Consider the following 17,003-nt stretch of genomic DNA (forward strand, 5'->3'; position numbering starts at 1 on the left):
AGAAAACTAAAGGGCTTATACCGTTATCGATAGTCTCCTCTTTCCTTCCAATGGATATATGACGTTTACCAGACAAATCAAACAGCTCTACTCGTAAAACAAATGATGGAGCATTCGATCCTTATTCTCAAAAAACTGCCGCATCATAGCATAATGACTTGTCTCTTCTAACGTCGTTTCCCGTATACCCGAATCCGATAATTCAAATAATAGAGACTGTGGATACGCCATAAGAATTGGTGAGTGGGTGGATATAATAAATTGTGAGCCATTTTCTACTAATTCATGAATGCGCGTAAGCATGGACATTTGTCGTAACGGTGATAAAGCCGCTTCTGGTTCATCTAATATATAAAGACCATTCCCTTGAAAACGATGAATAAAAGTTGCGAAAAAGGCCTCTCCATGAGATTGCTCATGTAAAGATTTACCTCCAAAGGAGTCAATAATACGTGGCCCAGCCATTGGCTGACTATCCATCACTTCAATATTCGTTGCTACATTGTAAAACGACTCTGCACGAAAGAAAAAATGATCGATCGGGCGCTGGACACCTTTACTAATCCGAATATAGTTATCTAAAGGTGAATGCGAATCATAGCTGGAAAAGTTAAAATTCCGCGTACCTCCCTCTGGATTAAAGCCTAATTCTACAGCAATTGCCTCTAACAGTGTTGATTTACCCATGCCATTTTCACCGATGATATACGTAACATTTGGATGAAAATCTAACACTCCCAAATGACGAATAACGGGTAGATCGAATGGAAATGTATCAAAGGAAGGCACTTGCTCCTGTTTTAACTGTAAGCTTTTTAAAAAAGGATTTTCAGATGTTAATCTAGGCATAGGGAATCACCTCTGCATAACGAGCTCTTTTTCTTTTCATTTTAGCATTCCAAGCTACATTTAGCGATAGCCATCTTCAACGTAAAAAGAGCTGCCCAAAAAGCAGCTCTCCTCCGACATAACTGAATATACAATTCAATATTCTCGTAAGTAAACCTCTTTCACACACAAATTCTTCTCCCGAAGGGGTTTCCAAATAGGTTAGTTACTGTATTTACATAATACCTCAGCCATCCTCCATGGCATTCATTATTCTTCCGTAAATTCATGTTTTGCTAACGTGGTAGCTAGTTGATCTTCCACTCCTCTAATCGTTGCACTAGAACCCACGTAATTATTTACCATGATGGAGAAAATAAGCGGCTTCCCATCCTTCGTTGTAACATAGCCAGAAAGGGTGGATACCCCCGTTAACGATCCTGTTTTTGCTGTCACATTTCCTTTTGCTGGCTCTGATGTCATTCGATACCGAAGTGTACCTCCAACTAACCTTTCTGCTTCACCTGCAACCGGTAATGACTCCTTATAAGCAGCGAACCAGTCCTCATCCTGTACGTTGTAAAGCAATTCAGCAAGATCATTTGCTGGAATCATATTCTTATGCGACATTCCAGAACCATCCCGAAGTAGTATCGTGTCTTCATCTACACCAAAATCGGTAATAACGTCTCCGATCACCTGCAGCCCCTCATCCCAGCTGCCTTCATCGTTTATTACTTTTCCCATTTCCTTTGTCAGCACTTCACCATGCCCGTTATTGCTTAGTTTCATAAACGGAATGAGTAAATCCTTTAATGGCATTGACTGTTTAGATGTTAGGAGCTGGGCATCTGCCGGTGTTGCTGCAAACGTATCCTTGGAGTTGCCAATAAAAGAGATCCTCTGTGCTTTTAATGATTTTTTAAATACATCGAGCGCATATCCAGTTGGCTCCCATACCGATACCCACGTCCTAGACGCTGCACCTTCTACTGGCATCGTACCCTCAACAACTACCGTATTCGATCCATGCTCTCGCTCAATCGAAATATCCCTCGGCTCTCCGGCATCCACCATTTTCGTGTTATTTTTAATCGTTATATAATCTGTCTCTGGCGTAACACGTATTTCCGCTTTTCCTTTGGCAGTATCTTTCGCAGTTGCTTCTACAATTACCGTACCAGCATCGTAGTCTTCATTTGGTGACAGGGTTAATGCCGAGACCTGTGCACCTGTATAAAATGGCTCATCAGACCAATTCAGATCCTGCGAAAGACGAACGTCATCATACCATGTATCATCACCTACAAGATCTCCCTTAATTTTCCGAATTCCTTGCTTCTTTAAATCCTTAGCAAATTGAACAAAATCCGTTTGGAGGAGGGTGGGATCACCCTTTCCTTTTAAGTATAGATTTCCATGTAGTACCTTCCCTCTTCGCTTACCATCCGTTAATATCTCTGTCGCAAATTGGTAGTCCTTCCCAAGTGTTTCTAAAGCTGCTGCTGCAGTTAGTAATTTCATGTTAGAAGCCGGATGTAGTCGAATGTCACCGTTCTGTTGATAAAGTAGTTCACCAGTATCTGCACGCTTAATGCTAACACCCGTAACCGTCCCTTCCAGATGCTCATTCGCTAGTATAGCGGAAAGCTTTTCATCCAACGGAGCATCTTCATCCATTTCTGCCTCTGTTATATCTTCGGATGCTTTTACAAATAAGGGCTCCTCCTGTTTCAAAAATGGGATTATCGTAATAAGTAAGAACAAGAGGAGCAAAAATCCTTTCTTCATGTGATTCTTCCAATCCATGAGCTTGTCCACATCCCCTCATTTTATTTGAATATTTTAATTATACAGTAAAATAGTGCGTTTATTAGAAATTTTATAAAAAAAGCTTCCATAGACCTAGATAAATAGGACCTTATTTATCCCTTCTACAGTCGCTAAGAGCTCCGCATACGCTCTTTCCATCAACGATACGAACCCGATCGATTCAACAACGATACCTTTGAAAGAATGCAAAGGTAAGTTTCACTGTATCTCACCAATCGGGCTTTACGAGCAATTGACCGCTCATTTATCTTTCATGATTCCATCGAGAAGCTTAAAATGTGGACCTTTCTTCCCGATAATTCGGCTTAAAAAACGTGTCTTAGAAATAAAAGGAATGTCATGTAATTTATGTTTCATTACCATATCATCTGAGACAGGTTTCATAAGATAAAAGGTTATAACATGACAAACAAAGGAAAAGCCCATTGGTTTCTACTAGATTTTTATATATAGAAGAGTGTCGTTTTATAACCTATTACCCTATCATATACATAAGCTTATGGAACGATGGACCACAATACTTTAATTGGGATTTATTTTATTTTGTAAGTTAGCCATCGTTACAATACATAAACAATTAAATTTCTTGCATAATCGGTTATAACTATCCTAGTGCGAATATCATTAGCGATTAATCGCGGAAACTAAAGTGGTACAATTTGACCTCTAATCTCCCCTGCAGGATTTTGTTCAGTATGAGCATTTACATACGTTAGTTCTCGTTCCATAGAATTTATTAAATCCTCTACAGTCCTTATTCCTACCTCATTTGGTACAATGTCATCATCAGTAATAATGCCAGTAACAACACCTCTTTGCGTCGTAATGCCATTTTGTTCCTCAAGCGTTTCTAGGTTAGCCCCAAATAGGAAAACTACTACTGGTCCATTTTCTCCACGTTCACCAAAGTGAATATGAGCCTGAATGAAATTTCGAATGTTCCGAACATCTAGCGAAAACTTTACTTTAGTTCTTCTTTTATTTACTACAAATTTTGCACTACCAAAAGCGTTAGTCTTTACCGGGGGGACTTCGTTATCTCCCTTCAATCTAGCTTTAAACGTTTTTAGCATGTTTTCACCTTCCTTCCATATAATTGCTATAGTTTATGTATGGATATATGGTCTGTATAGTTTTAAAACCTAATTGTTGGATGTATAGTAACGAGCCAGGTCACGCGGACATTAACTGTCAATGAAGGAACCAAAAGGCTAGCTTCTCAATTTTAATACTTGGGAATTAGAAATTCTGTAAAATCCGCATTTTCCTAATACATCATGTTGTCAAAGGAAATGCTAAAATTAGTTGCTTACATAATTTTATTTTGTTTAAAAGCCCGTAGGGTTAGCTTCCCTACAATAGGTGTCACTGAATATGCGTTTTCTTCATGTTTACTTATTAACATATTTTCCATCGATGCGCCCATTGTAGGGTCCATAAGCCATAACATCATTTTTCAATCATGAATATCCCTCCTCTTGATATACGTTTAAAATGCCTCACGTAGTGAGGTTATGCAGTTCTAGACGGAAAAATCTTATCATTATCAGCGTATAACCAATCATAATAAAGCCTTCATTCATAGGTTATAAGAGAAGTCTATTTATTAGGGTCCGATCTAAAAATGTCACAGTATGGTGGTGGATTTGCGCTAGTTGTTGTGTTGTTTGTCGTTCTAATTATTGTTGGTGCTGGATCATTCGGCTATGGTGGTTACGGCTAATAAACGTAAATAAGAATTAAGACGAAATAAAGTAACCCGATTTAACGAATAATGATAGCCATGTTTGTCACTCCTACTATGTAGAGAGTGTTGATATAAATTTAATTTTGTTTATCCCCCACGGATGGTTAGTACCACAAGGGTATGACCTAAAGACTTTTGAACCAATCGGACATTTACTGGCAGTCGATCCACCACTTACCAATTTTGATTTCATTTTATTGCTTGAGGTGGGGGTCTTACTGCCAGTTATATGCAGGATAAAAAGGAGGGATATGAATGTCATTCGGATATGGCGGTCAAGGCTATGGTGGCGGTTACGGCTGCGGCTATGGTGGTGGCTACGGATACGGTGGTGGATTTGCACTTATTGTTGTATTATTCATTCTATTAATCATTGTAGGAGCTGCAGCATTTGGACACAGTTATTAGAAAGTTTTAACGTAATAAATCGACAATTGAAGAAATGATGATGCTGACTTACATTTTATTTTTGTCAGCATCTTTTTTATGAAAACTTTCCAATCAATTACACCTACTTGGATATGTGATCATACCCTAAAAGATAATTCTTTTATCAAATAAGGGAGATGGTTTTTTTGTATCCATTTTATAATTACAGAGTAAGCAATTGGGAAGCTGTTTTATCTTTGTTGTACCATAGTTTGTATGCTGAAGAAATGGTATGTGCTATGAGTAGCGAGTTATTCCATATACCGGAAACAAAGGATTTAAAAGGGAACAACGAAATGCATAGTCACCTAGTCCCTGCATCCTATCATCGTATAACCGCAGTGGGATCATCTCAAAGACTTACGAATGGTGAGCAACGGCAATCTATTATTGACACATTAATAGCTTGTATAATTAATGCGGAGACGCAAGATAAAAAAGTGCGTGAGGGCTTAGATACGATGGCTGAGAATGCGCCAACTGAATATAAATCCTTTATGGAAACAATTATCATATGGCAAGAGCAGGCAGAAGCGTATTTAAATGAAACAAAAGAAGCTTTACAATCAATGGGAATTTCTGTTCCATCAGAAAGCGAACAGTATAGTTCATGAGGTTGGTCTTAGTGACTAACCTTTTTGTTTATATATAAAAATAATTGCGGAGATACAAGGGGTAGTATTTATTTAAAACAAAAGGAGCCTATACTTTTCCTTCTATACTCTAAATATAGAAGGAACAAAAGCGGAAGCTCCCGAATGGAAACGTAGCGACTGGAGTGAGTCAACGGAGATAAAAGAATGAAAGGTGATTTTAATCCGTTTTGGAGTATTACGTTGATTAATTTGCATTTTATAATTTTGAAATTCCCTTTATTTTAGCTGCATCATTTAATGTGGAGAATTGGGCATGTACCACTATTAAATTGCCAACAATAAGATGATATTTTAAATTTATTAGTTATATTTTGTAACATTTGCCTATGGGATGAATATTTTAGGAGTGAGGTAATATAGGAAGGAAGGATACAATGCACTATCAACATGAAATGGATCACCCATATCAACACTATGAATCACCATATGAACCAGGCTATGATTCTCCATACATGGATCATAATACACACAAAAAACAAATGTATGAATTATGTAATAAATTTCATTTATACTTTGTGCAAATTCAAGCAATAGATGGGCAAATGTATGATGGCATTATTGAAGATGTAGATGACGACAGTGTAACATTGCTTATGCCATATGGTGATATGGACAGAGAAGAGGGAACGGAACGCCAATACGGCTTTGGGTATGGTGGATATGGTGGATATGGTGGATATGGCGGATATGGCGGATATGGTGGATTCGGTTTTCCTAGAAGGTTTCGTCGTTTTAGACGGTTCCGATTTCCATTTTTCCGACTACGTCGTTTATTTTTCCCATACTATTATTAATATTTCCCTCCGAATTGTTAATCCTTTCGAAAAAGATGCCTCTTTCATAAGTTGATAAGAGGCATCTTTTGATGATTAAAATCCTTCGATGTGTACTAGTAATCATTATTCATACTCGACTTTTTAGAAGGGTTCTTTTATTTTAAATAAAGAATAATGATGTCAACAATACAAGGGAAACAATAGCAAAGAAGGGAAAAAAGAACCCTGATACACCTGAATCAAGATAAATTCCTTTAGGAGTAACATCCTTTAGAACACCACGATAACATTTCCCATAGTGATCTACGACCTTAACTGGCTTTCCATAGTATTTACAGGCTTTTTGATAAAAGTAATCAGCTTTCATCGAATTCCTCCTTTCTTACCAATACAGTATTATCATATTCTAAAAGATTCTAACTGTATGGATAAGTGAAGGAGGGGTTAAGTACAAATAAGTATCCGCTCATCAAACGGGCTGTTTAAGTTTCGCCATATGAAGGACACTTTACCAACGAGAAGCTGGGACAAAACACAACTTCTTTACTCAAAATACGAATAATCATGTTATCAATAGGAGTATCATCGCCGCACCGTGAAACTATACGCGCTTTTCGCGGGCACGGCATCAGCTAACTTAGTAAAGAAAAACACGTTACCAAGTGGATCTTTGGACTCGTGCTGTTCCCTCCGGAGTCTCGCTTATTTCAGGTGCTAAATGAATGATTCTAATTAGAAAACGAATTGTTTCTTCATTCTTTTGTCTCAGCCTCTAATTTTATAATTTCCTCACTAGCGATCATTACATTTTGAAACTAAAGCCAAGCAACATACATTTCCTCAAGATTGCGAATATTGGTAATTCCAACTATAAAAATTCATGAAAAAACTTTATAATTAGGGTATGGTAGTCCTGTCCAAATCCCTAACTATAAGGAGTTCACATAAACAATCCTACCATTAGATTCAAAAATTATACAAAAAATGATTGAACACGCACAACTCGATACAGACTTGGCTGGGAATACATTGAGTTTTGTAGTCCTCATTCAAAAAAATACCTAATGTGTAAGAATTAGCTCCCAGCTTGCGTTACTTAAAGTGAAATCAAAAAAGGAGGAATAGAGATGATAAAAATTGGCGCTGTATTTATCCCTGTAACCAATATGGAAAAATCTGCTCAATGGTATCAGGAGAAGCTTGGGTTAAATCCTATTGGCGCTTGGCCAGATGGTAATGGAGCAGATTTTTATTTTACAGAGGAAAAGCAATATGTAACACTTATAAAGGTGAAAAAAATGCCACCAACCACTTTCCCTGACATTACGGATTTTCAGAATTCCTACTTCAATTTTACAACTGCTGATGTGCATGCATTACATACTGAATTAAAGCAAAAAGGTGTGCATGTTTCCGAGGTAGAGGATCATGGAGCAATTACTGGCTTTGACTTTTATGATCTAGATGGCAACACGTTTAGTGTCATTATAGATAGCTAGTATGAAAAGGGACAAACCAAACGAAATATAGATAAGGAAACTCTGAACTCCATTCGATATACGAAGTTATGTTCGAATAATAGTTCAGAGTTTTATCGTTTATTCTTTGGAAATGATATTTGTTTGTCTTAATTGAGCCCTTCTGTAAATCTAGCTTTTCTTTACGGGTATTAATATCGTAAATTCTGGCTCCTCTTCGATTTTATCCATCTTGTATAGCTCAACATGGGTTAAATGACCGACAGGGTTCTCCTCATACCCTTGGCTTTGAATCCATTCATAGATATTTTGGTAGGAGCGATCTATTGCCTGTCCTTTTTCATGATCACACGTTGCATATGTTAGCTCAGGTAGGGTTACAATCTCCATACCCGATGGAATCTTTTCCACGTCAGTCACTTCCACGACAGCATAATGGATGAAACCATTCGAAGCTGGATTTGCATGATAAGATAATCCAAAGAAACGATCTGGCTCCAATGCATCGACTATTTCATGTACTCGCCTTCGCAATTCTCTTTGCAGATTTCGAATTTCTCCAGCGGCCGCTCCAACAAATGTACCTTCCCATTTTAGACCAATTGCTGTAAACCCAGCTTTTGTCAATAGTTTCGCCTCATTAGCCTGCTTATCCCTCAAAATTATCAACCCTTTCCTAATTTTCTAACTAATTATATACTAATAGTGTGACAGGTCTAGTCTATATTTCCAACTATTTTCGGGAGAAGGGGGGCTACATTCTAACAAGCATGCTTACAGCTTAGTATAGCACGCCCTTCGACCAACCCTTGATGGAGCTAACAGTCTTACTTTATTTCACGAACAAATGCATAAGCTGGAAAGGAAAATTGCTTCTATGAAATTCTACATAGCCTCTAGTTTTAAAAACAAAGAACACGTACGTTACTTAGCAGAAGGGCTCGTCCATAACGGGCATCTACAAACATACGACTGGACACAGAATACCCGAGCAACCACGGAAAAGGAGCTACAATTCATTGGCAGCAAAGAGAAGCAAGCAGTTGTAGACTGTGATGTATTTTATTATGCTAGTACCTGCAGGAAAAGGGAGTCATATAGAATTAGGCATTGCGACGGCTTTGGAAAAAACAATCTATATCTTTTCAGAAACAACCATACCCCCAGAAAAAGCAAGTACCTTCTACTATTTGCCTTTTATCCAGAGAAGGCAGGGACTACTGAAAGATTTTCGGAACGAGCTAATAAAAATGAGCTGATCGTTTGCTAACATTCTTCCGCTATAATTGGCAGGTTCGAGATGAATGGTTTGATTGGTGTAAGCCAATTTCTCATGATGAACTGGTAAAGCAACGAACTGGTGGTGTAAGAAGTATTTTGGGTACGCTCTTTCACATCATAGATGTGGAGCAAGCGTGGATAAACGGATTAGCTGGTAAAGAAGAATACCATTATGACAAAGAAGAATTTACCACCTTAGAGGATATAGTAACATTTTCCCAAACTTGTAGGAGACAAATTTTACCTTATATCGAATCGTATTATGCTGGTAAAGATTATAAGCCTTGTTTTGGAATGTTTACCCACGGGGAAATCATGCGTCATGTCATTGCTCACGAAATCCACCATGTGGGACAATTATCTATCTGGTCGCGCGAGCTAAATAGGGAACCCATCACTGCCAATTTAATACGAAGAGGACTTTATAACACAGATAAGGAGTAATACTATTGTTTATCGTAAATGTAGAAGGCGCCATTTATAAAGACAACAAATGGTTAATTGGAAAACGTAGTGTAAAGAAGATCATGCCGCTAATACATTATCACTAATTGATGGAAAAGTAGAGCAAAGAAGGCAATACGGATACCATACTTGAAACGACATTACGTAGAGAAATTACCGAGGAGGTAGGAATTTCTGTTAAGCACCCTATATATATAACAAGCGCCTCCTTTGTAACCGATACAGGTATCCATGTTGTAAATATAGTATATCTATGTGAACATCAATCTGGTAAAGCAATTGCGAAAGATCCTAACGAGATAGCTGCTGTTTATTGGATGACAACAGAGGAGATCATCCACGGGTCCACGATCCCAGGATATGTGAAAGCTTATATTAAGCAAGCAGATCGCTTAAAGCAAAAGGTGATAACCAAAACAGAAAAGACATTCGAAACGTAACTACTTTTGTAATCGATTATCTCACGTATATGATTTGGAGCAGCAGTAAGGGGATTGCTACACAACTTTCCCTTAAGCTTTCATTATTTATAAGAGAATAGTCATATACGAGCTATAGAAGGGATTGTGTGTACGTGATACTAACAAACGAAATGGCTTTGCAGATCGAACAAGCTGAGATTGATACACTCCAATCAAGATTAACTGCTATTTCCCACATCCAAGGAAATCCAATGGATGCTGACGTAAGAACATTTGGAAATGCTACTGCATTTACTGCTACCAAAATTCCTGGCCCTTCCTTTAATACAGTGAAAGGACTGACTGATAATGATAGCGACCATTTAGAGGAGATAATTGACTTTTACCAGCAAAAGAACATTCCGTTACAATTCGAACTAACTCCAGCCCATGTGTCAAATGTTGTATTTGATGCACTTGCTTCCAGAGGCTTTTACCAAAAAGGATTTCATACCGTTCTTTATGGAGAAACGGCGAAGCTTAAACGCAGACAGTTTCCTGATATTACTATCAAACCAATACATATAGACAATTTTAATACATTTGCACATATTTATACAAAAGGATTCGCAATGCCTGATTTTTTAAACCCCTTTATTGCAGAAAATAACGCTGTTTTGCACAAGGTGCCTGGCTGGACGTTTCTACTTGCTAATAGCAGCAATACACCGGCAGGAGTTGGTGTACTATTTACAAAGAATACGATTGCGAACTTAGCTGCCGCAGCAACGCTTCCTACCGACCAAAATAAAGGTGTGCATCAAGCCTTACTTCAACGACGTATCCAGCTTGCAAGAGAGGCAAACTGTAAAATCATCGTTGGTCAAGCCACATTTGGTAGTGTGAGCCAGCAGAACATGCAAAAAGTAGGAATGACCATCGCATACACCAAGTCAATTTGGCGGAAGAAATAATCTCCTTATAGAAATAGGGATCATTTAACAGAATCCAGCATACTTTCAGTTAATAAGATTGTTGAGAGGTGTGATATCGTTGCATAAAACGGTTGTATTGGTTTATCTAATGCTTTTCTTAATAGTGTTTGCCGCGTGTGAAACGGACAGTAAAGTGAAAGAAGACAGCGTAAAAGCTATAAAAGGGAATGATGAAAATTCAACAACTGCATTAAATGAAGCATATAATGATTGGGAGCTTACTCCAATCTTTGAGTATCATACGAAAAGTAAGGATGGTGAAGATTTAACTTATGAAGTTATCGGAAAAAAGGATGCATTTGGTATAACTGGCCCTTTCCCAATCGTATCTAGTAAATCACAAAAATATTTTTGGTTTTATTGGGGGCAAGAAAATATTAAAAATCAACCAGTAGAAATAATGGCATTAAAAAAAAGGAGCAAAAGATTTAATTAAGGTGTTTTCTGGAGAATTCTACAGCGGAGCACAAATTAATAAAAACGAAGTTAATATGCCATCAAATTTATTATTCCCATCTCCCGGAGTTTGGAATGTACTCATTTTTATATAGTGAAACTTCATCCCGTGGGAGTTTTGTTTATCCCCCACGGATTGTTAGTTGAACCAATCGGACATTTACTGGCAGTTGATCCCCACCTATCCATATTGGTTTTACTTTATTGCTTGAGTGGGGGTCTTACTGCCAGTTATATGCGGGATAGATGATGAGCTTACTGGGAACATTGTCGTAGAAGTAGTATCAACTGATTAATTACGATGAACTGTAACATATTTATTTAAATACATCATTTAAGACAGCTTACCATCCCCACGGAAAAAATTGATCTAATACATAACCTAGCTACCTTCCAACAACAGATAGCTAGGTATTGATTTTTTTCAACTAATAGACTCCAACAGCATTATAGGCTTGTTCGACAGCTGCCACCGCCTCTGATTCGTCTCCATATAGATCCGTAGCCGCTTGTATAGCAGCTTGACGCATCATGCTAAAATCGGAATTACTTGTTAAATAAAGGGATAGGGCGCGATAATAAATTTGTTCTGTTACATCACGGCCAACTCCATTCACTTCAACATCGTAATGCTCTCCTCCCTCTGAAACTAAATAAGCTGCTTTATTATTAATACTGCTGTTTATATGGACGCCACCATTATCTAATGGTCCTGTATATCTTCTATCCCAATGATCTGGATAGGGCTCCTGTGTGCGTCTTTCAATCAATGCCGTCGGATCTTCCATTGATCGCAAGGCCATCGTTCCATCTGCCATAATTGCATCACCGATTAGCCAATCATCCCGATCAACCATTGCCCCAAATATATCTGCAAACGATTCATTCAAGGCGCCAGACTGATTACGATAAATTAATCCGGCTGTATGCTGAACAACACCATGGCTCATTTCATGAGCAGCAACATCAAGTCCTCCTGCTAACGGATGAAAACGAATGCCATCTCCATCCCCATAGGACATCTGCCTCCCATTCCACGATGCATTATTCCAGTTATGTCCGACATGAACCGCTGATATTAAAATTTGACCATTGTCATCTACAGAATTACGATTAAAGGTATCCAAATAATAATCATATGTTTTTTGTGCATTTGCATGAGCATCGACGGCTGATCCATCCCGGAACATCTTATTTAAACTTGTTATATCTACATTTGTACCTGTTGTATGGTCATACGTTACTACCCCATCACCACGAGTAATATCAAATAGCCTGTACATCCCATTAAATGCCTGAGCCTCAAACATCTGTTTATCACCAAACACGCCTCTTCCAAAAGCAGTAACATGATGAGCAGCATTATATGAATCGATAATGCTACCATTGGACGCGTCAACAAAATAATGCCAAAACCCTACGGATGGCTGTGTAGTAGAAGCCGTAACAAGATACGTGTCATAGAATTTTTCCTTATATTCATATAAATATCGTTTTGCATCTACTTCACCATCATAATCCTTTACTTCCCCAATTTTCTTTTCAATATGTGCTTTAGCAATTTCTTTTGCTTTCGCTGCTGATACCGTCGTTTTTTCTGCCACATTTTTCGTTTCTATTGCAGGAATAACCTTACCGAAATACGCAGTAACGTCTTTATTTTCATCTAATGTAATTGTCTGATCCGCGCCAAATATAGGTATGCCTTTATACAACTGCTCTAGCTTAAAGTGGGTGGTGCCTGTTTCCCGATCTATTTGTTCATTTGTTATGTTAAAATTAATATGCGAACGATCTGTTAATTGAAAGTGTTCTTGATTGGATTCCAAATATGAAAGGACAACCTCTTTTTTGGATAGACCACTTGGTGCCTGCCATTTTTCAATAATATATGAGGGGGTATCGTAGGAGTTATCTATGTTTATTTTTGTTTCTTGCGCATGAATCATAGTACTATGGGTAATCATTCCAAATGACAATGGAACCGCCAGTGTCAAAGCCATCCATTTTTTCTTTAATTTCATACCTACCATCCTTTCCATCTTTCATAAATTAGCCGCTGCCCGGATCAAGCGGAGCCGTTCATCCTTCACTCCCTTTCTGCTATTAATTATGAAGTCTACACCCTCTTAACTCTAGTAAATTTTAAAAATGAATTGCTAGAATCTTACGTGTAGAAACTATTATAGATTAATAGACTCGATAAATTTGTCGAAACCCGTAGCTATGTTTATGAATAATAAAAAATGATTAATATGTACTGATTTCTGTTTACTTATACATAGGAGTTAGGAATGAAACCCATTAGAAAAGAAGCTGATTTCGTTACTTTTTTCGAGGCTAAATAACTACCCTTATCGGTCAACGAAAAGAAACCTCTGTTAAAAACGATTCAAACCTCCTAATAAAGCTACGGTTATTATAAATAATAGCTAAAATGTTATAACTTATTCACTATAAATCCGAGAAAAATTAGCGATTATACTCCATCATTCGTCTTGACCCTTCATTTGTTTGCACCTTTTTCCTCAGTTTATTTGGAAAGCAAAACAGAAATAGTTTTTATTTTTTCAGCAATAAAATAGAAGGAAATTCTACAAAATAACTCGAAATAGATAGATGGAAGGAAGTGAAAGCGATGTTAAAAGGAAAACATTTCTATCTAAGGCCGTTTACCGAAGACGATGTGACCGAATGCCTGAATCTCGAAAAACGGAACCGCTCCTTTTTTGCAGCCTATTCCATAGAAAGAGAAGAGGATTTTTATACAGAAGAGGCTCAGCTTAAAAGAATTCGGCAAGCGATAAGTAGACAAGCGAAAGAAGAGGAGTACCATTTTGGGATGTTTCTAAACGAAGAGCACAAGCTAATTGGTACGATTAATTTGTTTCAAGTAAAGCGGGGACCAGTACAGTGTGCACTTATCGGCTACGTTCTTGATAAATCTCATAATGGCAAAGGATACATGACCGAGGCGGCTAAGCTTGTAGTAGATTTCGGATTTAACGAGCTGAAGCTCCATCGGATTGAAGCAGGAGTTATGCCACATAATATCGGATCGATTCGTGTATTAGAGAAGGCAGGATTTCATAAAGAAGGTATTGCCAAAAAGAATGTGAAAATAAACGGAAAGTGGGAAGACCATCAAGTATTAGCTATCATCAATCCAGAAGATATGTAGGAACAAAAGCGCAGATCGATTATCGTCATGCGCTTTTGTCAATTCGACGTCTCCTCAAAGGAAATTCCTTCTACTTTTTCTGACGATACATGATGCTTTATATGAATTCGCACACCAAATTCCTTATCTCCTTCTCGTAGCCACAGCTTAAATTTTTCTATTCTTGAGTCATCCTGTTCTTCATTGCCACTGTATAAATAATCAACAATCTCGGCATCTGGATATTTAGCCATCGTTGCTTTGACAGCCATTTTACCCCACTTTGCATAGGCAGGAACTTCTTCAACAACAGCTGCAGCAGCTTGTTCTGTAGGAATTAGAGAAGTCGCCCCTGTAATAAGCATCAACCCACTCAAGCTAACTGCCATAAAAAATGTATGCATCGGTCCATCCTCCTTTATACATTTAGAATGTGAAGAATTTGTGAATTTATACGTATCTTGATTTGTGAACTTCGAACACGTTTACTGTGAACTTCAACGAATTTTATTTAGTATAATAAATGAATAGGTGATGAAGGGGAGGGAGCAATGAACATGACAACTATTTGTTTAATTAGACACGGGGAAACCGATTGGAATGCCGCGGGAAAGCTCCAAGGCAAAACGGATATTCCATTAAATGATACTGGTAGAAAGCAAGCTATGAAATGTGCTACATATTTAAATAGCGAAGATTATGATGAACTGATATGTAGTCCATTACGAAGGGCGAAGGAAACTGCAGAAATTATAAATAAGCAACTACAATTACCATTTAAAATAATGGAAGCGTTCAAGGAACGATCTTTTGGAAAAGCAGAAGGAATGACCATCTCAGAAAGGAATGAAGCTTATCCTGATCGCAACTTCCCTAATCAGGAAGAGCGGGAGGATTTTCAAGCACGAGTAATGGGTGGTATTGCAAAAGTGAAGGAGCAATACCCTAACAAACGGATTTTATTAGTTGCACATGGCGCTGTAATTAATGCGATACTCTCCGAGCTATCTGACGGGGAAATTGGTTCTGGTAAAACAAAGCTTATGAATGGATGTATTAGTAATATTCATGTTCAGCAAGATGATTGGAAGGTTCGTGACTATAATCAAACAGAACATCTCTCCTAAGAAAAAAGCGCAAGCGCTCGATTAGAAGCGTAGCGACTGGAGTGAGTCAATAGAGATAAAGGCTTCAAGTTGAGCTTGCGAGCCAATGAAGACTTATCGTAGGGGTGCCCGTCATGGTGGCACCCCCTATATTTGTGTATGTTAATCAATTATCAATGTATCTTCCTTCATTTTGTAAGCACATTACATACCGGACAACGATGGGGCTTAACATCCAGTTCCACATGGAGCTGAAAAACTCCACACATAGACATCTGTCGTCCTTTTTTGATGATCACTCCTTCACTTCAATAATAAAGCTAGCCTCGATTTCCTGTATACGTACTTCTACATTTCCTGATTCCGTAAATGTATAGGGGGAAAGCTCATATATACCTTGCACATCATGCGCTTCTGCCAAACCATTGATTACTTGGTCATTTAATTCGGTTATATTTGCCTCCCACGTTTCCGTTGCACCTGATGGATAGGTAAGCTCTACTACCGTGTTGCCCTCTAAATTCCAATCTTCCCATGTGACAAGATGAAGATTGGCTTCTTTATCTTTAGTTACAAGTCCATCACCATAATATCCGACATCACCAATTTCTCCAAAAACTGTATGTTCATTCCCATTCACCTGTATATCTAAATAGGGTGGTTGATAGGTCACTTCATAATAAATTCCATAAGCGAGCGATACAACGCCTGCAACGGAAAGCCCAATCATTAACTTTTCAAATGTTCCTTTTTTAAAACCACTCATAAACTCCGAAAACGCCGCAAATTTAGCTATTAAAAATAAAACAATAATAACAGCAATTATACCAATTCCTAAGATAATATACATTTTCTCTCTCCCCATCCCTAATCTAATTTTATAAATTTCTGAATTAGAATGTCAACAGCATAAATAAACGAACGTATATTCTTGTTTTTATGCGTAAACAAAGCTATACTTTTAACAGGTACAATTAAAACGAAACATAAGAGGAGTGACTAATCATGAACTATAAAAATGCACTTACACAGTATATAGATGCAACGAACTCACATGATTTCCAACAGGTTGAAAAGATGTTACATAAGGATGCACATTATTGGTTTACCGATAAAACCTGTGCTTCCATCCCTGAAATAAAAATGTATTTCGAGCAAGCGTGGAGAACAATTGAGGATGAAATTTACCAAGCAAAAAACATTCAGTGGATCGCTGTCGATGAACATACAGCAACCTGTATCTACAACTACCATTATAAAGGGTACTATGAAGGGCGGCTTGTTTCAGGAAGCGGACGTGCAACGAATGTTTTTGTACAAACAGAGGATGGGAAGTGGAGGCTTATTCACGAGCATTTAAGTAGTTTGTGAGTTCATCACATAACGTTTAGC

19 protein-coding genes and 1 pseudogene are annotated in these 17,003 nt (G+C 37.9%); 12 read left to right on the forward strand and 8 right to left on the reverse strand.

What is annotated here, in order from left to right:
* Window positions 1-87: 87 nt before the first annotated feature.
* From D9782_RS04185 to D9782_RS04200, 3 genes are all read right to left on the reverse strand, one after another.
* A complete protein-coding gene (locus D9782_RS04185) occupies window positions 88-849 on the reverse strand; it encodes an AAA family ATPase (RefSeq protein ID WP_121604173.1) in 762 nt (253 codons plus the stop codon).
* Window positions 850-1,098: 249 nt separating this feature from the next.
* The gene (gene dacB / locus D9782_RS04190) at window positions 1,099-2,637 is read right to left on the reverse strand and encodes a D-alanyl-D-alanine carboxypeptidase/D-alanyl-D-alanine endopeptidase (RefSeq protein WP_121604174.1); all 1,539 of its coding nucleotides are present in this window, start codon (window positions 2,635-2,637) and stop codon (window positions 1,099-1,101) included.
* Window positions 2,638-3,305: 668 nt separating this feature from the next.
* Window positions 3,306-3,734 carry a CHRD domain-containing protein gene (locus D9782_RS04200; RefSeq protein WP_121604176.1) on the reverse strand — a complete coding sequence of 143 codons (429 nt, stop codon included), beginning with the start codon at window positions 3,732-3,734 and terminating at the stop codon, window positions 3,306-3,308.
* A gap of 551 nt (window positions 3,735-4,285) precedes the next feature.
* Between D9782_RS04200 and D9782_RS04205 the strand changes: the two genes are divergently transcribed.
* The 4 genes from D9782_RS04205 (at window position 4,286) to D9782_RS04220 (ending at window position 6,287) form a co-directional block, all read left to right on the forward strand.
* Window positions 4,286-4,384, forward strand: coding sequence for a YjcZ family sporulation protein (locus tag D9782_RS04205; RefSeq protein WP_080668706.1), 99 nt, complete (start codon window positions 4,286-4,288; stop codon window positions 4,382-4,384).
* Window positions 4,385-4,663: 279 nt separating this feature from the next.
* Window positions 4,664-4,816 carry a YjcZ family sporulation protein gene (locus tag D9782_RS04210; protein WP_080668705.1) on the forward strand — a complete coding sequence of 51 codons (153 nt, stop codon included), beginning with the start codon at window positions 4,664-4,666 and terminating at the stop codon, window positions 4,814-4,816.
* 158 nt (window positions 4,817-4,974) lie between these two features.
* Window positions 4,975-5,451, forward strand: coding sequence for a hypothetical protein (locus D9782_RS04215; protein ID WP_371413987.1), 477 nt, complete (start codon window positions 4,975-4,977; stop codon window positions 5,449-5,451).
* A gap of 416 nt (window positions 5,452-5,867) precedes the next feature.
* Window positions 5,868-6,287, forward strand: coding sequence for a hypothetical protein (locus tag D9782_RS04220; RefSeq protein WP_240455806.1), 420 nt, complete (start codon window positions 5,868-5,870; stop codon window positions 6,285-6,287).
* A gap of 142 nt (window positions 6,288-6,429) precedes the next feature.
* Here D9782_RS04220 and D9782_RS04225 read toward each other — a convergent pair whose 3' ends face one another.
* Entirely contained in the window at window positions 6,430-6,636 is a 207-nt protein-coding gene (locus D9782_RS04225) for a DUF2642 domain-containing protein (protein WP_034679890.1), read from the reverse strand.
* Window positions 6,637-7,396: 760 nt separating this feature from the next.
* On the opposite strand from D9782_RS04225, the gene D9782_RS04230 reads away from it, so the two are divergent.
* Window positions 7,397-7,768 (forward strand): VOC family protein, encoded by a 372-nt coding sequence (locus D9782_RS04230; protein WP_121604178.1) that lies wholly within the window; start codon window positions 7,397-7,399, stop codon window positions 7,766-7,768.
* Window positions 7,769-7,918: 150 nt separating this feature from the next.
* On the opposite strand, the gene D9782_RS04235 is transcribed toward D9782_RS04230, so the two are convergent.
* Window positions 7,919-8,407 carry a GyrI-like domain-containing protein gene (locus D9782_RS04235; protein WP_121604179.1) on the reverse strand — a complete coding sequence of 163 codons (489 nt, stop codon included), beginning with the start codon at window positions 8,405-8,407 and terminating at the stop codon, window positions 7,919-7,921.
* A 603-nt stretch (window positions 8,408-9,010) separates the two neighbouring features.
* On the opposite strand from D9782_RS04235, the gene D9782_RS04245 reads away from it, so the two are divergent.
* The 4 genes and pseudogenes from D9782_RS04245 to D9782_RS04260 all read left to right on the forward strand — a co-directional run bounded on the left by D9782_RS04245 (window position 9,011) and on the right by D9782_RS04260 (window position 11,325).
* On the forward strand, window positions 9,011-9,472 hold the full coding sequence (locus tag D9782_RS04245) for a DinB family protein (RefSeq protein ID WP_121604180.1): 462 nt from the start codon (window positions 9,011-9,013) through the stop codon (window positions 9,470-9,472).
* Between the two features lie 5 nt (window positions 9,473-9,477).
* A pseudogene (locus D9782_RS04250) lies at window positions 9,478-9,933 on the forward strand (NUDIX hydrolase).
* A gap of 134 nt (window positions 9,934-10,067) precedes the next feature.
* Window positions 10,068-10,868, forward strand: coding sequence for a GNAT family N-acetyltransferase (locus tag D9782_RS04255; RefSeq protein WP_162986327.1), 801 nt, complete (start codon window positions 10,068-10,070; stop codon window positions 10,866-10,868).
* A gap of 109 nt (window positions 10,869-10,977) precedes the next feature.
* A complete protein-coding gene (locus D9782_RS04260; protein WP_162986328.1) occupies window positions 10,978-11,325 on the forward strand; it encodes a hypothetical protein in 348 nt (115 codons plus the stop codon).
* 448 nt (window positions 11,326-11,773) lie between these two features.
* On the opposite strand, the gene D9782_RS04265 is transcribed toward D9782_RS04260, so the two are convergent.
* A complete protein-coding gene (locus D9782_RS04265) occupies window positions 11,774-13,369 on the reverse strand; it encodes a M4 family metallopeptidase (protein WP_034679881.1) in 1,596 nt (531 codons plus the stop codon).
* Window positions 13,370-13,983: 614 nt separating this feature from the next.
* Between D9782_RS04265 and D9782_RS04270 the strand changes: the two genes are divergently transcribed.
* Window positions 13,984-14,526: a GNAT family N-acetyltransferase gene (locus D9782_RS04270; RefSeq protein WP_121604181.1), complete on the forward strand. Its 543-nt coding sequence runs from the start codon at window positions 13,984-13,986 to the stop codon at window positions 14,524-14,526.
* Window positions 14,527-14,564: 38 nt separating this feature from the next.
* Here D9782_RS04270 and D9782_RS04275 read toward each other — a convergent pair whose 3' ends face one another.
* A complete protein-coding gene (locus D9782_RS04275; RefSeq protein ID WP_026683044.1) occupies window positions 14,565-14,909 on the reverse strand; it encodes a DUF3889 domain-containing protein in 345 nt (114 codons plus the stop codon).
* Between the two features lie 153 nt (window positions 14,910-15,062).
* Here D9782_RS04275 and D9782_RS04280 point away from each other — a divergent pair, with 153 nt between their 5' ends.
* Window positions 15,063-15,632, forward strand: a complete 570-nt coding sequence (locus D9782_RS04280) for a histidine phosphatase family protein (RefSeq protein WP_121604182.1) — start codon at window positions 15,063-15,065, stop codon at window positions 15,630-15,632.
* A 274-nt stretch (window positions 15,633-15,906) separates the two neighbouring features.
* Here D9782_RS04280 and D9782_RS04285 read toward each other — a convergent pair whose 3' ends face one another.
* Window positions 15,907-16,461, reverse strand: coding sequence for a hypothetical protein (locus D9782_RS04285; protein ID WP_121604183.1), 555 nt, complete (start codon window positions 16,459-16,461; stop codon window positions 15,907-15,909).
* Window positions 16,462-16,616: 155 nt separating this feature from the next.
* Between D9782_RS04285 and D9782_RS04290 the strand changes: the two genes are divergently transcribed.
* Window positions 16,617-16,982 (forward strand): YybH family protein, encoded by a 366-nt coding sequence (locus D9782_RS04290; RefSeq protein ID WP_121604184.1) that lies wholly within the window; start codon window positions 16,617-16,619, stop codon window positions 16,980-16,982.
* Window positions 16,983-17,003 lie beyond the last annotated feature (21 nt).

This window comes from Virgibacillus sp. Bac332 (assembly GCF_003667785.1).
Lineage (GTDB): Bacteria > Bacillota > Bacilli > Bacillales > Amphibacillaceae > Virgibacillus > Virgibacillus salarius.

What these genes read in the sequence shown, in the direction of transcription:
- D9782_RS04285 (WP_121604183.1), bottom strand. Translation starts at nt 16,461, where the DNA reads ATGTATATTATCTTAGGAATTGGTATAATTGCTGTTATTATTGTTTTA.
- D9782_RS04220 (WP_240455806.1), top strand. Translation starts at nt 5,868, where the DNA reads ATGCACTATCAACATGAAATGGATCACCCATATCAACACTATGAATCA.
- D9782_RS04265 (WP_034679881.1), bottom strand. Translation starts at nt 13,369, where the DNA reads ATGAAATTAAAGAAAAAATGGATGGCTTTGACACTGGCGGTTCCATTG.
- D9782_RS04185 (WP_121604173.1), bottom strand. Translation starts at nt 849, where the DNA reads ATGCCTAGATTAACATCTGAAAATCCTTTTTTAAAAAGCTTACAGTTA.
- D9782_RS04205 (WP_080668706.1), top strand. Translation starts at nt 4,286, where the DNA reads ATGTCACAGTATGGTGGTGGATTTGCGCTAGTTGTTGTGTTGTTTGTC.
- D9782_RS04290 (WP_121604184.1), top strand. Translation starts at nt 16,617, where the DNA reads ATGAACTATAAAAATGCACTTACACAGTATATAGATGCAACGAACTCA.
- D9782_RS04280 (WP_121604182.1), top strand. Translation starts at nt 15,063, where the DNA reads ATGACAACTATTTGTTTAATTAGACACGGGGAAACCGATTGGAATGCC.
- D9782_RS04200 (WP_121604176.1), bottom strand. Translation starts at nt 3,734, where the DNA reads ATGCTAAAAACGTTTAAAGCTAGATTGAAGGGAGATAACGAAGTCCCC.
- D9782_RS04215 (WP_371413987.1), top strand. Translation starts at nt 4,975, where the DNA reads ATGGTTTTTTTGTATCCATTTTATAATTACAGAGTAAGCAATTGGGAA.
- D9782_RS04275 (WP_026683044.1), bottom strand. Translation starts at nt 14,909, where the DNA reads ATGCATACATTTTTTATGGCAGTTAGCTTGAGTGGGTTGATGCTTATT.
- D9782_RS04230 (WP_121604178.1), top strand. Translation starts at nt 7,397, where the DNA reads ATGATAAAAATTGGCGCTGTATTTATCCCTGTAACCAATATGGAAAAA.
- D9782_RS04210 (WP_080668705.1), top strand. Translation starts at nt 4,664, where the DNA reads ATGTCATTCGGATATGGCGGTCAAGGCTATGGTGGCGGTTACGGCTGC.
- D9782_RS04270 (WP_121604181.1), top strand. Translation starts at nt 13,984, where the DNA reads ATGTTAAAAGGAAAACATTTCTATCTAAGGCCGTTTACCGAAGACGAT.
- dacB (WP_121604174.1), bottom strand. Translation starts at nt 2,637, where the DNA reads ATGGATTGGAAGAATCACATGAAGAAAGGATTTTTGCTCCTCTTGTTC.
- D9782_RS04225 (WP_034679890.1), bottom strand. Translation starts at nt 6,636, where the DNA reads ATGAAAGCTGATTACTTTTATCAAAAAGCCTGTAAATACTATGGAAAG.
- D9782_RS04260 (WP_162986328.1), top strand. Translation starts at nt 10,978, where the DNA reads ATGCTTTTCTTAATAGTGTTTGCCGCGTGTGAAACGGACAGTAAAGTG.